16 protein-coding genes and 1 pseudogene are annotated in these 13,324 nt (G+C 70.0%); 5 read left to right on the forward strand and 12 right to left on the reverse strand.

The features are described from left to right. Window positions 1-83: 83 nt before the first annotated feature. The 3 genes from OG329_RS18035 to OG329_RS18045 are packed head-to-tail and all read right to left on the reverse strand — an operon-like array spanning window position 84 to window position 1,529. On the reverse strand, window positions 84-248 hold the full coding sequence (locus tag OG329_RS18035) for a hypothetical protein (RefSeq protein WP_405796345.1): 165 nt from the start codon (window positions 246-248) through the stop codon (window positions 84-86). A gap of 28 nt (window positions 249-276) precedes the next feature. Then, window positions 277-897 (reverse strand): hypothetical protein, encoded by a 621-nt coding sequence (locus OG329_RS18040; protein WP_405796346.1) that lies wholly within the window; start codon window positions 895-897, stop codon window positions 277-279. Then, on the reverse strand, window positions 897-1,529 hold the full coding sequence (locus OG329_RS18045) for a hypothetical protein (protein ID WP_405796348.1): 633 nt from the start codon (window positions 1,527-1,529) through the stop codon (window positions 897-899). Before OG329_RS18045 ends, OG329_RS18040 begins: the two co-directional genes overlap by 1 nt. Before the next feature lie 189 nt (window positions 1,530-1,718). Here OG329_RS18045 and OG329_RS18050 point away from each other — a divergent pair, with 189 nt between their 5' ends. Beyond that, window positions 1,719-3,008 (forward strand): transcriptional regulator, encoded by a 1,290-nt coding sequence (locus tag OG329_RS18050; protein WP_405796350.1) that lies wholly within the window; start codon window positions 1,719-1,721, stop codon window positions 3,006-3,008. A 30-nt stretch (window positions 3,009-3,038) separates the two neighbouring features. On the opposite strand, the gene OG329_RS18055 is transcribed toward OG329_RS18050, so the two are convergent. Then, window positions 3,039-3,686 carry a DUF4232 domain-containing protein gene (locus OG329_RS18055; protein WP_405796351.1) on the reverse strand — a complete coding sequence of 216 codons (648 nt, stop codon included), beginning with the start codon at window positions 3,684-3,686 and terminating at the stop codon, window positions 3,039-3,041. A gap of 419 nt (window positions 3,687-4,105) precedes the next feature. Here OG329_RS18055 and OG329_RS18060 point away from each other — a divergent pair. Both OG329_RS18060 and OG329_RS18065 read left to right on the forward strand, forming a co-directional pair. Next, a pseudogene (locus OG329_RS18060) lies at window positions 4,106-4,234 on the forward strand (transcriptional regulator); the annotation flags it as partial. Window positions 4,235-4,300: 66 nt separating this feature from the next. After that, window positions 4,301-4,891 (forward strand): dihydrofolate reductase family protein, encoded by a 591-nt coding sequence (locus tag OG329_RS18065; protein WP_405796355.1) that lies wholly within the window; start codon window positions 4,301-4,303, stop codon window positions 4,889-4,891. A gap of 15 nt (window positions 4,892-4,906) precedes the next feature. On the opposite strand, the gene OG329_RS18070 is transcribed toward OG329_RS18065, so the two are convergent. Continuing rightward, window positions 4,907-6,826, reverse strand: coding sequence for a hypothetical protein (locus OG329_RS18070; RefSeq protein ID WP_405796357.1), 1,920 nt, complete (start codon window positions 6,824-6,826; stop codon window positions 4,907-4,909). After that, complete coding sequence (locus OG329_RS18075) at window positions 6,823-7,719, reverse strand: hypothetical protein (RefSeq protein WP_405796358.1); 897 nt, start codon at window positions 7,717-7,719, stop codon at window positions 6,823-6,825. The genes OG329_RS18070 and OG329_RS18075 overlap by 4 nt, the downstream gene beginning before the upstream one ends. A gap of 113 nt (window positions 7,720-7,832) precedes the next feature. Here OG329_RS18075 and OG329_RS18080 point away from each other — a divergent pair, with 113 nt between their 5' ends. Continuing rightward, window positions 7,833-7,994 carry a hypothetical protein gene (locus OG329_RS18080; protein WP_405796359.1) on the forward strand — a complete coding sequence of 54 codons (162 nt, stop codon included), beginning with the start codon at window positions 7,833-7,835 and terminating at the stop codon, window positions 7,992-7,994. A gap of 30 nt (window positions 7,995-8,024) precedes the next feature. On the opposite strand, the gene OG329_RS18085 is transcribed toward OG329_RS18080, so the two are convergent. After that, a complete protein-coding gene (locus OG329_RS18085; protein WP_405796360.1) occupies window positions 8,025-8,357 on the reverse strand; it encodes a hypothetical protein in 333 nt (110 codons plus the stop codon). An 87-nt stretch (window positions 8,358-8,444) separates the two neighbouring features. On the opposite strand from OG329_RS18085, the gene OG329_RS18090 reads away from it, so the two are divergent. Beyond that, window positions 8,445-8,885: a hypothetical protein gene (locus OG329_RS18090; protein WP_405796362.1), complete on the forward strand. Its 441-nt coding sequence runs from the start codon at window positions 8,445-8,447 to the stop codon at window positions 8,883-8,885. Between the two features lie 79 nt (window positions 8,886-8,964). Here the strand turns inward: OG329_RS18090 and OG329_RS18095 are convergent, their stop codons facing one another. The 5 genes from OG329_RS18095 to OG329_RS18115 all read right to left on the reverse strand — a co-directional run bounded on the left by OG329_RS18095 (window position 8,965) and on the right by OG329_RS18115 (window position 13,275). Beyond that, window positions 8,965-9,678: a hypothetical protein gene (locus OG329_RS18095; RefSeq protein WP_405796364.1), complete on the reverse strand. Its 714-nt coding sequence runs from the start codon at window positions 9,676-9,678 to the stop codon at window positions 8,965-8,967. 379 nt (window positions 9,679-10,057) lie between these two features. Continuing rightward, window positions 10,058-10,522 (reverse strand): hypothetical protein, encoded by a 465-nt coding sequence (locus OG329_RS18100; protein WP_405796366.1) that lies wholly within the window; start codon window positions 10,520-10,522, stop codon window positions 10,058-10,060. Then, window positions 10,519-10,785 carry a hypothetical protein gene (locus OG329_RS18105; protein WP_405796367.1) on the reverse strand — a complete coding sequence of 89 codons (267 nt, stop codon included), beginning with the start codon at window positions 10,783-10,785 and terminating at the stop codon, window positions 10,519-10,521. Before OG329_RS18105 ends, OG329_RS18100 begins: the two co-directional genes overlap by 4 nt. A 104-nt stretch (window positions 10,786-10,889) precedes the next feature. Continuing rightward, window positions 10,890-11,840, reverse strand: a complete 951-nt coding sequence (locus OG329_RS18110) for a hypothetical protein (protein WP_405796369.1) — start codon at window positions 11,838-11,840, stop codon at window positions 10,890-10,892. A 268-nt stretch (window positions 11,841-12,108) separates the two neighbouring features. Continuing rightward, window positions 12,109-13,275, reverse strand: a complete 1,167-nt coding sequence (locus OG329_RS18115; protein ID WP_405801894.1) for a permease — start codon at window positions 13,273-13,275, stop codon at window positions 12,109-12,111. Window positions 13,276-13,324: the final 49 nt, after the last annotated feature.

The following is a 13,324-nucleotide window of genomic DNA, read 5'->3' on the forward strand; positions in this document are numbered from 1 at the left end:
CTTGCCTCCCTGGGGGATTCCACGGGCCCGGCCGCCGTCCTCCTCGCGAGGGTGGCGGCGGCCGGGCGGGGTGCGGACTGTCGTCAGACGCCGGGCTGTTGGTAGACGTGGGTGTCGGGGAACGCGGAGTCCGGGACGGCCGGGTCGCCGCCGGAGTTCTGCGGCAGGATGCCGTCCGCATGGAGTTCGGTGATGAAGTCCGCCGGGTCACTCATGGTGGTGAGCGGGGTGGTCATGGGCTCGGGCATGAGCTTGTCCTCCTGGTGGTGTCGGTTGCTACGGGGTCAGGTCGGCGTAGCAGATGGTGAGAAGCACCTCGCGCGACCGGGTGTCGAGCGGGGTACGCCAGTGGGGGATCCGGCCGCCGTCGAACGCGGTGAGCTCGCGGTAGCGGATCGGGAAGAGGTCACCTTCGGGGTACGGCGTGTCCGCCAGCCGTTCGGCGACCTCGCGAGTCGTCAGGTGCCGTAGGCGGGGCAGCCAGCCCATCGGTGTGAGTCCTGGGGTAAGGCCGGTGGACAGGGTGATCTCGCACTTGCCGTCGTCGCGGTGCACGTGCATGTAGTCGCCGGGTGCGTAGAACTTGAGGCCGAACCGGATCGCCGTCAGGCCCCTGCGGCCGGTGGCCTCCCCGGCCACCTCGGCGAGCGTCTTGGACCGGGCCAGGGCGTTGAGGGCCTTGCCGCCGGGGTGGACCCGGCAGCGCTGCGGTGAGGTGATCGACCCGTCGCGCATCGCCAGCAGGCCGGGCCGCCGGTTGTGGCGTACCACCGCGTGCGGCTCGCACCGCTCGGCCTCCTCGGCGATCTCCTGCCACACTCCGGCCGCGACCGTCTCGGGCGGTACGTCCGCGCGGCCCTCGGCCAGCCAAGTGGAGCGCAGCGTCTCCGGCGCCATCACAGGTCCAGGAACGACATCGTCACCAGCAGACCCCCGGCGGGCTGGCGTGGGCGCCAGTGCGGCACGCTGTAGCCCGCGAACGCGCGGACGCTGCCGTCCCCATAGGGGTGGGCCAGCGTCGTGTACGGCTCCCCTTCGGGGAAGATGCCGTGATCGGCGACGACCTTGCTCAGGTCGTCCGGGTGCGCGTTGTGAAGGTGCGGCGCCCAGCCCATCGGCGGAAGATCCGGTGTCAACGCGAACGCCACCGTGACCGTGGACTTCACCGAGTCGGTGTGCAGCCCCTGGAAGTCGCCCTCCTGATAGCGGACAACGGCCCCGCCACGGGGGATCAGCCGGGGAATGCCGGTTGCCTCCCGCAGGGCGGCCAGAAGCGTACGGTCGTATGCCAAGGTCTCCAGGGCGGGGCCGGGCGGGACGAAGGAGCAGTGGACCGGCGAGGCGAAACTGCCGTCACGGTGTGCGGCGGTGTGCTCATGAATGTGCGGGGCAGCCTGGTCCAGTTGGCCGCGTGCCTCGGTCACCAGCGCCTCGAACCGTACCGCCGTCAGCACCTGTGGGATCAGGGCAGTTCCGGTCCGGTCCCAGGACGTACGCGCGGCACGGCGCTCGGCCTCGGTCTGTCTCACGGGCGTCTCCTCTCGTCGGGGAGCGTGCGGGCCGCGATATGCGGCCCGTAGGTGACGCTTAGTCAACGCCGCGCTACGGTAGGTCTCCAGTGCCGAAAGGAGGTGCGTTCGGCGGCCCTCACCGGCCTCAAGAGGGCCGTTTTGAGGGCCATTTCGCGTACGGGACCTGTGACGTGGGGAGAGCGGCGCATGATGGCACCGGAAACGAACAGAGACCTGGCACCGGACGGCATCGGGACGCTACTGCGCGCGCATCGGACACAGTCCGGACTCACCCGCGAAGCGGTCGCACGCCTCATGGAACAGGCCCAGGACGGGCGGCACTTCGACCCGGAGAACTTCAAACGCTGGGAAAGCGAAACCCGCCTTCCGGTGCCCCGGTGGCACCCCCTCATGGAACGGGCCCTCGGCATCCCGCTCGCGGACATCACCCGCGCGTGGGCAGCCTCGAAGGCATGGCGGCACCGGCACGAGACGGCCACGGGCGGAGAGGACGGAACAGCGGTGAAACGACGCACATTCCTCGCGGGAACGGCGGCGGCCGGAGCCACCGCGCTGCCGGGTGTCGCGGACGCCCGCGAGGGCATCGACGCGGCACTGTCCGGTTCGAGCTCGGCCGATATCGCCTATCTCCAGGCCGTGTTCGAGCGCGACACCGGCGGATACCGGGGCCGTGACCCCGAGCACGTGCTTCAGCGAATGAACCAGGACCTCGCGCTCCTGCGCGACGTACTGGCCCGCCCGCACCCGGCCCGGGACCGCACCGAACTGGTCCGCACCGCCGCCGGGCTCGCCGGGCTGGTGGCCATCATCCAGCACGACCGAGGTGACCAGCGCGACGCACACCGCTGGTTCAGTACCGCCGAGCACGCCGCCGCCGAATCCGGCGACCGGATCATGCACGCCTGGGTCCTGGCCCGGCACGCCATGGTCGGACTCAACTACGGCTCACCCCGCACCGCCGCCGAACTCGCCGCCAGGGCCCAACACGCCGCCGGCGCCCGTCCGTCCGCCGCCTCCGCCCTCGCCGCCGCGATCAGCGCCCGCGCCCTCGCGGCCACCGGCGACGGACCGGGGGCACTCAACGCGGTAACCCGCACCTGTGAACTTGCCGAGCGCCTTGGATCCGCAGACCTGGCGGACACCTGGTTCGGCTACCCGCACCAGAAACACCACGTCCACCTCAGCCAGGCGTACACGCTTCTCGGCGACACCACGAACGCGTACGCCGAACAAGACGCGGCCCTGGCGCTCACCCATTCCCCGTCGGTCATGACCCGCGCCCTGCTGGCCCTGGACACCGCGCACTGCTTACGGACCGACGGCGATCCACAGGCCGCGGCCGACATGGCGACCGGCGTATGGGAACGCCTTCCCACCGGATACCGCACCGGCCTGGTCCGCACCCGCGCCGAAACACTGCGTGACACTCTCACCGGGGCACCCCGCGCGCGTCTCGGTGACGTCCTCGTCGGCTGAATGGTCGCCCGGCCCGGACGTCCGTGTGGATCAGCCCTCGCCCTGGCCCGCGCTGCCCATCGGGCCGACCTGCACCGAGGAGCCGCTGCCGTCCGTGACGGGCAGCGAACCGGCGCCCGGCCATTCGAGCGAGAACGACTTCGTCTCGTTCGGCGGGGTCACCACCAGCGACGTGACGCCGACGCCGGAGCCGCCCGAGTCGTTCATCGGGTAGGTGATGCCGAAGAAGATCGACTCCCCGTCCTTGAGGATGGTCGTGTCCGCCTCCTGACCGGTGCGCTCCGCCGAGATCGTCCCCGAGTCGGTCTCCAGGTCGACGCCCGCGTACGCGGCAAGTTGGCAGTCCTGGCCGCCGCCGTTCTTGAACTCCACCGCGACCGTGCCCTCGGTGTCGCCGCCGATGGTGGCGTCCGACGCGGTGATGTCGAGGTCGTCGGTGCGGCACTTGTCGATTCCGCCGTTGTCGTTCGAACCGCTGTCGGCGGCCGGGGCCTGCCCGCCGGACTCCTTGCCGTCGCTCTGGTCCGAACTGCCCGAGTCCGAATCGCCGGACGAGGAAGACGCGGTGGACGCGGCCGACGGGTCGCTCTGCCCCGTGAGGTCTTCGTCGTTGCAGGCCGTGAGCGACAGGACCGTGGCAACAGCGAGGGCGGCGAAGGTGAGCTTGCGAACGCGCATCGTTTCTTCCTCAACATCGGTTGTGGGGTGCCGAATGCTCGGTACGAGTGGGTACCAGCGGGCATTTCTGATCACCAAGACCCGCCCGACCCGGCGGTCCGTTCCGCCCGACCGACCCCTAATACATTGCTGTTACACGCACCACCAGGCACAACACCCACCACACCGGCCACACACCGCCGCGGATCACGGTCCCGGCGGGCCAAGACGGCGGTTCCCGCCGCCGTTCCGCACCTGCCCACGACTGCCACCCGCCGGGACAGACCCGTAACCCGGAGGCCCTTGACGCACCAACGCGCCGCAACCGCAAGGGACATGAGCGGACATGGGGCAAGCCCCCACTCCGGGACACCCCTGGCCCGTCCCTGGTCGCGAGAACCGCCGTCGCGGCCGTCACCGGTTTGGCCGGCTGTCGGCGGAAAGTCAGCATCACACAACCGAGCGAGATCGCCCTCTACCTTGACGCCTTCGAAAGACTGCGCGCCATGGCCGTATACGGAGCCGACGCCCGCGCCCTGGTCGTGCGAGCACTCGACGCGCTGCGCTGACCGATGAGTTTCGCCCTTGCGTGCGGTCAGTACCGGTGAAGGCAAGCACAAGGATGGGAGCAGCACATGGGAACGCTGGCCGTGGTCAACTTCGTATCGCTGGACGGGGTCATGCAGTCGGTCCTGTCGGCCGACGAGGACCGGGACGGTGGGTTCGATCAAGGTGGTTGGGTGCTGCCCTATGTCGATGACGCCGTGGAGGGGTTCATGAGCGAGGCCACAGCCGGCGCAGGAGCGCTGCTGCTGGGGCGCAGGACGTACGAGATCTTCGCCGCCACCTGGCCGTACGCCGACATGAGCGACCCCGCGGTGGCCGCGATGAACGCGATGCCCAAGTACGTGGCCTCCCGCACGCTCAAAAATCCGGGCTGGGCGAACTCCACCGTCCTCGGCGCTGATCTGGCGGCGGAGGTCGGCCGAATCAAGGACGCGTCCGAGGCCGAGACGGTGGTGCTGGGCAGCGGAGAACTGCTCGGCTCCCTGATCGAGCACGACCTCGTGGACGAGTACCGGCTGCTGGTCTTCCCGCTCATCCTGGGCGGCGGGAAGCGACTCTTCGCCGATGGCAAGATCCCCCGCCGCCTGACGCTCACCGCGACGCAGCCGACACCGTCCGGCGTCCTGATCAACACCTACCGCCGCCGCATGGAGGGTTGAGGGCGGCGTACGCGCCTACACCCCCTCCGCCTCGGCGAGGGCGTCCGCCAACTCGTCCTCGAAGTGCCCGTAATCGTGCTCGTGATCGGGATCGGGATCGTCGTCATCGATCACCTCGCCGTGAATCCTGGGCACGGGTATCTCCGCCTGGCTGTGGTTCACCATCCAGGAGTTGCGGAAGAAGTCGAACTGAAGGTGGTAGCCGTCGGCGGACTCGGTGAACAGGATCGGCGGGACGACGAACTCCGCCACTCCCACCCTGACCTCGGTCTCGATGTACATGTGGGGCATTCCACCGGCGTTCCAGCAAGCGGCGAAGTTCACGGGCGTGAGTGCCTTCTTGCCGAGTACGTGGATGGCGTTCCCCCGGATCACGAACTTCTCGGGATCCAGGAACACATCCTCACCGAGCATCACGACCGGCGCCGGCATGATGTGCTCCATCGTGGCGGACTGGGCTTCCTCGTACAGCTCGACTATTTCGCTGTGGCGCGTGGGGTCGAATGCTCCCCACCGGTGGAACGGACAGCAGATGTCGGCGTCCTCGGTGCTTTCGGTGTCTTCCGCTTCGGGGAAGAGGAACGACTTGTCGATCGGTGCGACGGCCGAATCGCTGGGCCGGTCCCGGAGGTACGCGGGAATCCAGTCGGTGTCCTCGGCCTCGATCACCTCCGATTCGCAGAGCGCGCGGAACGCCGTGCCGCCGATCTTGCAGTTGAAGTAGTCCAGCAGCGCGACCGTCGCGCACTCGGCGAGCGAGAGATGGCCGCTCTTGCCGAACCAGAAGTCGTAGCCGTTCGCGACGAACCGCACGCCACGGAAGTCCTTGTGCACGAAGGGCTCCGGGCCGGTACGGGGGACGAGACCGTTCCAGTGCGCGGCGGCGACCTGGTTGTAGTACGCGTCGGCGTGCCGGGCCAGTTCGGGGGCGAAGACGCTCTCGCCGGTCAAGTAGCAGGCCCTGCTGAACAGTTCGCCGATCGCGGGATCGTGGCTGATTCCGGCCGCGTCCCCGGCCTCGCCCCCAAGTCCGGCCTCGGGTTCGGGTTCGGCGAAGACGAGTTCCGTACGCAGGAACACCTTGCGGCCGTCGGCGTACGGCGCGCCCTCGTGCTCGTACCGCTGGTCGAAGATCACGCACGTGAAGGCGTCGATCTCGGTGAGCGAGGCGACCGGCGTGAGGTCGAGCGCGGGCTCGGCCGAGCCGCCGGTGAGGTAGAGCAGGACCGTGTAGCGCGAGATGTGCCCGCGCCCGGCGTCGTAGTAGGGCGTGTCGCGGTGGCGGTGGAAGTTGGTGTCGTCGGGCTCGAAGCGGTTGCACCGGAACACCGGGTTCACATGCGAGAAGCCCTCGCGCAGCGTGTCCGGTATCGCCCGCGCCATCGCCTCGGTGAGCGCGTCCGCGAGCAGCGCCGAGTGGAAGATGAAGCGCTCGCCGCCGCGTGAGACGGCGTTGAGCGGCGGTACGTAGAGGTTCAGGCTGTCCAGGCGCTCAAGGCTCGCGCGGGCGTCGGCGGGCAGGCTCAGCGCGTACGAGTACACGCCCCGCGCCAGCTCCTTGCGACCGGTGAGTTCCAGATCCAGGGGCACGCCCGTGAACAGCCGGTCGAGCGGCAGGATGTTCTCGTACGTACGGAACGACAGCTCACGCGGATCGACGAAGACGGCGGCCAGATACGGCGCTTCCTCGCTGGGCCGGGCGAACAGCTCGCGTACGGGCTCCTCGATCAGCTCGGCGTCGATGAAGCGCACCGCCTTGTGGCGCGCGGTCGGGTGCCAGGAGAGGGTGAGTCCGTCGACCGTCGCGACGGAAGCGGTGTCGGCGTCGATGTCGGCGTCGGTCGCGTCGACCTGGGCGCGGTAGCGGGCGACCTCGTCGGCCGGAGCGTCACCGCTCGACAGGGCGAAGAACTGGTCGCGGAGTTGGACGCTCATACGTTCCTCCAATAGCTGCGCTGGGTGGCGGGGATCCGGGAGTCACGCGCGAGTTTCTTCGCGCCGGCGGCGGAGACATCGGCGCGGTACAGCCTCAGGAGTTCGAGCGAGCCCATGAAGGGCGCGGCGAGCAGGGCGTCCACGCCCGCCTCACCGATCGAGTTGTAGCGCAGGTCGAGTTCGACCAGCCGCTCGAAACGGTGCAGGGAGCGCATGCCCTCCGCTGTCAGGCTGTTGCCCTGGAGGTGCAGGCGGCGCAGGTCGGCGAGGCCCGGGGCGGCCGAGAGGGCCGCCAGTCCGACGTCATCGAGGGAGCAGTACCGCAGGTCGAGGGTGTGCATCCGGCCGGTCATGGCCGAGGCGGCGAGGGCCTGGGCGCCGGGCCCGCCGATCCGGAGGTAGGACAGGTCGAGTTCGGCGAGTTGGCTGAGGTCGAGCCCGGCGAGAGCGCCGGCCTCCACGGGCGGGAATTCGGGATCCTCGCCCTCGAATTCGTCTTCGTCGTAGTCGTCGTCCTCTTCCGACGTGGTGCCCGGTGCGATCCGCAGCGCGGTCACGAAGCTCTCCCGCAGGGCCCGCTCGATGAGCGCGGGCGCGTCCTCGGACCACTCGACCTCGACCCTCGTGGCGAACCCGTACCGGCGCGCCAGAACGCTCACCCCCTGCGGCAGTTCCGCGTCCCAGCGCTCCTGATGCTCTGCCACGAGTGCGTCGATGTCCCGCCGCAGGGCCGCTCGATCGGCGGGCCGGGTGCGCGCGTGGCGGCGTTCCAACTGGATCAACTCGCCTCGGGCGTCGCCCTGTTCGGTGAGTAGTTCGCCGTACGCGAGCCACGAAGCGTGGTCGTCCGGATGGTCGCGTAACAACGTCTGTTGCCCCGTTTCAACTGCCATACGCAGCACGCTATCTGAGGGCACGTCAGTCGAACAAGTTTTCGACAGGGGAGGGATGCCTAAAGGTCTTCATGCTCCAGCTCCGCGACGATACGGCCGACGCGGCGCCGTAGTTGGCGGGCTTCACGCGGCTCGACAGCGGCCAGCATCTGGAGCACCATCGCGCGGAAGCGCAACAGGCCGGCGTCACCGGCGTGTTCGACGGCGCCCCGAGCGTGCTGGATCGCGAGGTCGCGTTCGCCGAGCTTCCAGTGGCGGTAGGCCAGGCGCGTTGATCGACCCAGCGGGCGTGGCAGCAGTCACGGTCACCGCCCGGGGGGCAACCGCGCGATCTCCGCCCCCGTACGCGTCAGCAGGTCACCGGTCCGGGCCGGTCGCCCCGCGTCCATCTCCAGCCGGGCTTCGAACAGCGCCGCCTCGATCCGCGCGGCCAGGGCTGCCACGTCCCCCGCCCGCACGAGCCGCAGCCGCAGCCGGGCGCCCGCGACGTCACGTCGGCGCGGCGCGACCGAGGCGAGACCCAGCTCGATCCAGCCTGCGGATGACGACTCGGCGATCGGCGGCCGGTCCCACAACCACAGCCGCTCCTCGCGCAACGAGAGCGGCAGATCCGCGAAGCGCCCGTGATACTGCCCCATCCGCCATGCTCAATGGCCAGTTGATCGACGTAACGCTGCCATGTGCAACCCATCGGGGAAGCGTCCTCGGGAATCTCCGTCACGGCCATGTCCGTGATCGTGTCCTACCGGCCCCTCGCCTACCTCCGGCGCCGCCGACGCCCGGACGGCGTGGCCGTCTTCGCCCGGCGCTCCCTCTTCGGCCGGCTCGGGCACGGCGACGACGCGGCCCTGATCGCCCAACTCACCTTCGAGGAGCGGCCGTTCTACGTCGCGCGCACTCACCTGGCATGGCAACCGAGGTCGACGCCGCCCGCCGAGTACGTCGGCCACCACCAGATGCTCGCACTCCTCGCACACCGCGACGCCGTGGCGCCGCCCTGGCGCAGGGGATCGAGGAAAGCTGCCGCAGCCAACGGCCGTGGGACACCTGCGCCATCAACGGCCGCCCACGCGAGATCGATCACCTGCTGTTCTCCACAGGCAGGCTCCGACCGCGCCACGGCGTCCTGCCCAGGCTCTCCCGCGACACCGAACTGCCGTCGCTGACCGAGCCCTCAGACCATCTGCCACTTCATGTCGACTTCGACTCCGACGTCGACACCACTAGCTCTTAGAGCCGCGCGCCTCACTTACCCAGGTCGAGACCCACGCACAGGACCAGCACGCACAGATCCCCCGAGTCCTCCTTCGGCGGCTCCTGCGCGGTCGGCGGCGGCGGGGGCGGCGTCGGGTCCGGCTCGGCGGGTGAAGTGGGCTTGTTCGGCTGGGTTGTCGGCTGCTCGGCGGTGGGCTGCGTCTCGTCGGGGACCGCCGGGTCCGCAGGCGACTGCGACTGGTTCTCCGCCGCCGGGCGCGTATCGCTCCTGCTGGTACGCGTCGGGGTGTCCCGCTTCACGGGGGCGTCCACGGGGGCGGTCGAGGTAGCGCTGCCCGGCGAGTTGGCGGACCCGGCCCCGGACGGGCGGGTGCCGCTGTCGGAGTCGCGCGGGTCGCCGGTACGGGGCCGCTCCGTGTCCGGGTCGGTGTCGCCGCTGCCCACGGACGGCGACGACGGGACCGTCGACGGGTCCGGCGCGGACGCCTGGGCCTGGGCGACGGAGGGCCGGGACGACGGCATGAAGGCGAGGGTCAGACCGCCGCCGACGAGCGCGACGGTCGACGCGACGACCGCCCGGCGCCGCTGCTTCTTCCAGTCCGCCAGCCGCCGCCGACGAGCGGCGCGGCCGGTGGCCGAGGGAGTCGCGGGACCGACGGGTATGTCCGCCTCCGCCTGCGGATCGGGGAAGTCCGGGAACCCGGGGAACGCGTCGAACTCCCGCGTGTGGGATACCTCGGACATCACCACGGCCGTCGACGGGGTGTGGTGGACGTGTGAGCCGGCCGGTGCGATGTCGGGGGCGTAGGCACCACAACCAGGGCATACGAAAACCCCGTTGAGAGTCCGCCGGCACGTCGAGCAGTAGTCCATCCGCGATCTTTCTGTGCTGACTGCGCCACCGGAAGCCGGCGACCTGTCGGATTTCGCACTCGGGATCGAGCGCCAACAACATAGCGACCGCTCCCGGAGGCTGTGCGGATCCTGTGTGACGCTCCTGCGAAGATCGGGCACCGGGGGTTGGACACCGAGCCGCCGGGGGTACGGGGGTACCCCGGTCGGCCGTCACGGGGGTGCGGGGCCGTGTGCACCCGGCCCCGCACCCCCGTGACGTGACCGGGCGCTACCGCTCCAACTGGATCGCGCGCACGCCCGTGCCCTTGTAGCGGGCGGGATAACCGGTCAGGACCGGACGGCCCCGAGGCCACTCCACCGAAGGCATCGCCAGGTGCAGCGCGTGCGCGCCGCTCCAGCCGTCTTCGACGGCGGCGCCGCCGTCAGCCTCCGCCAAGCCGCGCAGGCGCTTGCCGACCGCCGCCGCTCCGGCGAAGTCCAGCTCCGTGATGTCCACGGACGGCAGCGAGCCGATGTGCTCGGCGACTCCCGCCCGGTCCGCCTCCGCGACGGCCAGGCACAGCGCCGGGATGTAGACGCGCAGCGTCGGGTCCTTCTCGGCCTCGACCACGAAACGGGACGCCATCCGGTTCCCCGCGCCGAGCGCGAGGGCCGCCGAGTCGTCGAGCACGATGGCACGCGCCGGCGGGTACGGCTCCTTCTGGTCCTTCTCGCCCTTCTTGTCCTGGCTCACTGGATCTCCCCGATGCGTCCGGAAGTGACGGCGGCCCACAGCGCTTCGCCGGCCTTCTCGTCCTCCTCGGTGTACGGCCGGCCGAGGAAGTGCTCCTCGACGTACGCCTTGGTCTCCTCGTACCTCGCGGCCAGCTCCTCCTTTGTCGGAGTGGCACCGGCCAGCTCGGTGAGCAGATCCCGCATGGACAGCCCTCGGTCCCTGGCCAGCTCCTGAAGCCGGTCGCGGACGGTGGGGTCAACCTTGATCGTCGTGTCAGCCACAGCGACAGTATACCTGCGGTATACCACCTCTGGGCGTACGAGTGTGACGGTCATGTCGCTCCGTTTCTCTTGGGTGACCCGGCCCTCTCTCGGGGCCGGGAGTCTCACATCGCCGCGCAGGCCCCGTCAGCCAAGGCCCCGTCGCCCAGGGCCCCGCCCGGCAACACCCCGCCCGCCAGGGCCTCGCGGGCCAGCGCCCGACCCCTGCGGGCCGCGGCGGCGAAGCCGCGGGACTCCGGGGGCGGGGGCGGTGGCGTGCAGGCGCGGCAGGGGCCCGAGGGTGGCAGCGGCACGCCGCAGTCGTCGCACTCGGCGCGCGGCGCCGGTGGAGCCGGGCGCGGTGGGCGGACCGGCATCTTGCGGCGCAGGCGGTTCGCGAGCAGGCCGGGCACCGAGAGGACCGGCACGGGCAGCCCACCGGTCAGCGCCTCGCGCAGTTGCGCGTCGCTCGCGCCGGCCTCCCACCACTCACCGACCAGCGGCGCCAGCCGAACCGCCTCGGCCGTACCGAGCGTGAGCCGGGAATCGATACGGCCGAGCGACAGCAGCAACTCCGTTGCGGCCCGGAGCTGTTCGGGCACGCTCAGCTTGGGCAGGCGCGCGGCGCGTCTGCGCGGCGGGGCCGGGGAGGGAGGTTCTTGTTCCCCAGTCTTTACTCCCGTAGGGAGCGGGCCCGTCTCACCGGGAGGCAGTTCACCGGAGGCCAGGTTCTGGCCATTCTCCGGATCGCCCTCGGCCGATTCCTCTGTCACCCGATCCGTGTACGGCTGATCGAACACTTCGTACACCGTGAAGAGTTCACCGGACTCGGGGTTCTTCTCCAGCACGCGGCGCAGATAGCAGGAACGCTCCAGGTCCTTCAGCGCGGAGGCGATCCGCGCGCGGCCCTCCTGGCGCTGCTCGGCCAGCGACCGGATCGACGCGCGGGCCCCGGAGGGCAGCGTCAGTAGGTACAGCAGTACACCCGCCGCACACCACGAGATGCTGCGATCGCGGGCCAGCGCGTTGGCGACGGTGGTGAACGAACACGTCTGCTTGGTACGGTGAATGCGCATCGGGGAGTTGGTTTCCCTTGGTGTCGAGCCCCCGGGTGTTTGCCGCACCGCGGGGGCATTCTCATGTCTGATTGCCTGATGCCAGGTCCGGCACCGACTCCGTGACTGTAATGCCACACACCGTGACGATGGCAAATGCCAAGTGGTGGGCCGGAGCCCGGAGTTCAGGCCCCCGGACCCCGGCGACCGCGCCCGGCCCGACCTGCATGGATCGATTAAATGCCCGATATGGCGGGCCATGTGACACATCGTCAGATCCCAACCAAATTCATCCATTGGAGTGATGGCCCCCGGCGCTCCGAGCAGGCGGCGCGCCGCCCATCATCCGCAGCATGCCCATGCCGCCGGTCCGGAAGAAGCGGATCAGGAGCACCACCGCCAGGACGAGGAACGCGATGTTCAGGAAGGTCGTGTAGTCCCAGGTGATCCCCTCCATGGGGATCCGCGCGTCGGCCTGGTCGGGGATCAGTCCCAGCCCGCCGAAGACGAACTCCACGACATACCCGGCGACGACCATCGCGACGTAGAACGTGCCCAGCAGGAACAGCGCCGTCCGTGCCGAGTAGTACTTCCGGTAGATGTTGAGGATCGGCAGGATCAACAGGTCGGCGAAGATGAACGCCACGACGCCGCCGAAGCTGATGCCGCCCTTCCAGAGCACCACCGCCAGCGGCACGTTGCCGATGGAGCAGACGAACGAGGCGAGCGCGACCAGCGGGCCGATGAGCGGGCCCCACAGCTTGGACGCCAGCGGGTGGCCGTCGAAGAACAACGCGCGCCAGAAGGAGTCCGGCACCCACGCGGCGATGGCGCCCGCGATGAGCAGGCCGACCACCAGGTCGCGCAGGATCGCCGCCCATTCCATGACGAAGACATGGGAGGTGGCGGTGAAGCCCTCGCGCGAGAACAGCCTCCGGGCGAAGGGACCCCCGCCACCGACGGACATGTCCATCGCCGCGTGACCTTCCATCGAGCCCGCCAGCCCACGTTCGGCCTGCTCACGCGCCTGCCGCAGCAGTTTGTCCCGCAGGAACAGCCGGAACAGGACGGCCAGGACCACGATCATGACGGGTCCCCCGACGAACTCCGCCACCGTGAACTGCCACCCCATCAACAGGGCCAGGATGACGCCGAGTTCGATGACGAGGTTGGTGGAGGCGATCTCGAAGGCCATCGCGGCGGTGAAGTTCGCGCCCTTGAGGAACAGCGAGCGGGCGAGCGCGACAGCGGCGTACGAGCACGAGGAGGAGGCCGCGCCGAGGCCGGCGGCGACGGCCAGCGTACGGGGGCGGTCGTCGCCCAGCAGGGCCACGACGGTGGATGTGCGGACCACCGCCTGGACGACGGCGGACAGGGCGAAGCCCAGGATCAGGGCCCAGGCGATCTCCCAGGCCATGGAGCCGGTGATCGACAGTGCGTGCAGTACGGCGTGGATCATCCCCGCAGCCTTCCGACCGGAGGGCGGCCCGGCGCGTACCGACACG

Source organism: Streptomyces sp. NBC_01506, assembly GCF_045040295.1.
Taxonomy (GTDB): Bacteria; Actinomycetota; Actinomycetes; order Streptomycetales; family Streptomycetaceae; genus Streptomyces.

Bases quoted from the DNA above. Each gene is read 5' to 3' on its own strand.
- OG329_RS18035 (WP_405796345.1), bottom strand. From the start codon at position 248: ATGCCCGAGCCCATGACCACCCCGCTCACCACCATGAGTGACCCGGCG.
- OG329_RS18040 (WP_405796346.1), bottom strand. From the start codon at position 897: ATGGCGCCGGAGACGCTGCGCTCCACTTGGCTGGCCGAGGGCCGCGCG.
- OG329_RS18050 (WP_405796350.1), top strand. From the start codon at position 1,719: ATGATGGCACCGGAAACGAACAGAGACCTGGCACCGGACGGCATCGGG.
- OG329_RS18055 (WP_405796351.1), bottom strand. From the start codon at position 3,686: ATGCGCGTTCGCAAGCTCACCTTCGCCGCCCTCGCTGTTGCCACGGTC.
- OG329_RS18065 (WP_405796355.1), top strand. From the start codon at position 4,301: ATGGGAACGCTGGCCGTGGTCAACTTCGTATCGCTGGACGGGGTCATG.
- OG329_RS18070 (WP_405796357.1), bottom strand. From the start codon at position 6,826: ATGAGCGTCCAACTCCGCGACCAGTTCTTCGCCCTGTCGAGCGGTGAC.
- OG329_RS18075 (WP_405796358.1), bottom strand. From the start codon at position 7,719: ATGGCAGTTGAAACGGGGCAACAGACGTTGTTACGCGACCATCCGGAC.
- OG329_RS18085 (WP_405796360.1), bottom strand. From the start codon at position 8,357: ATGGGGCAGTATCACGGGCGCTTCGCGGATCTGCCGCTCTCGTTGCGC.
- OG329_RS18090 (WP_405796362.1), top strand. From the start codon at position 8,445: ATGTCCGTGATCGTGTCCTACCGGCCCCTCGCCTACCTCCGGCGCCGC.
- OG329_RS18095 (WP_405796364.1), bottom strand. From the start codon at position 9,678: ATGTCCGAGGTATCCCACACGCGGGAGTTCGACGCGTTCCCCGGGTTC.
- OG329_RS18110 (WP_405796369.1), bottom strand. From the start codon at position 11,840: ATGCGCATTCACCGTACCAAGCAGACGTGTTCGTTCACCACCGTCGCC.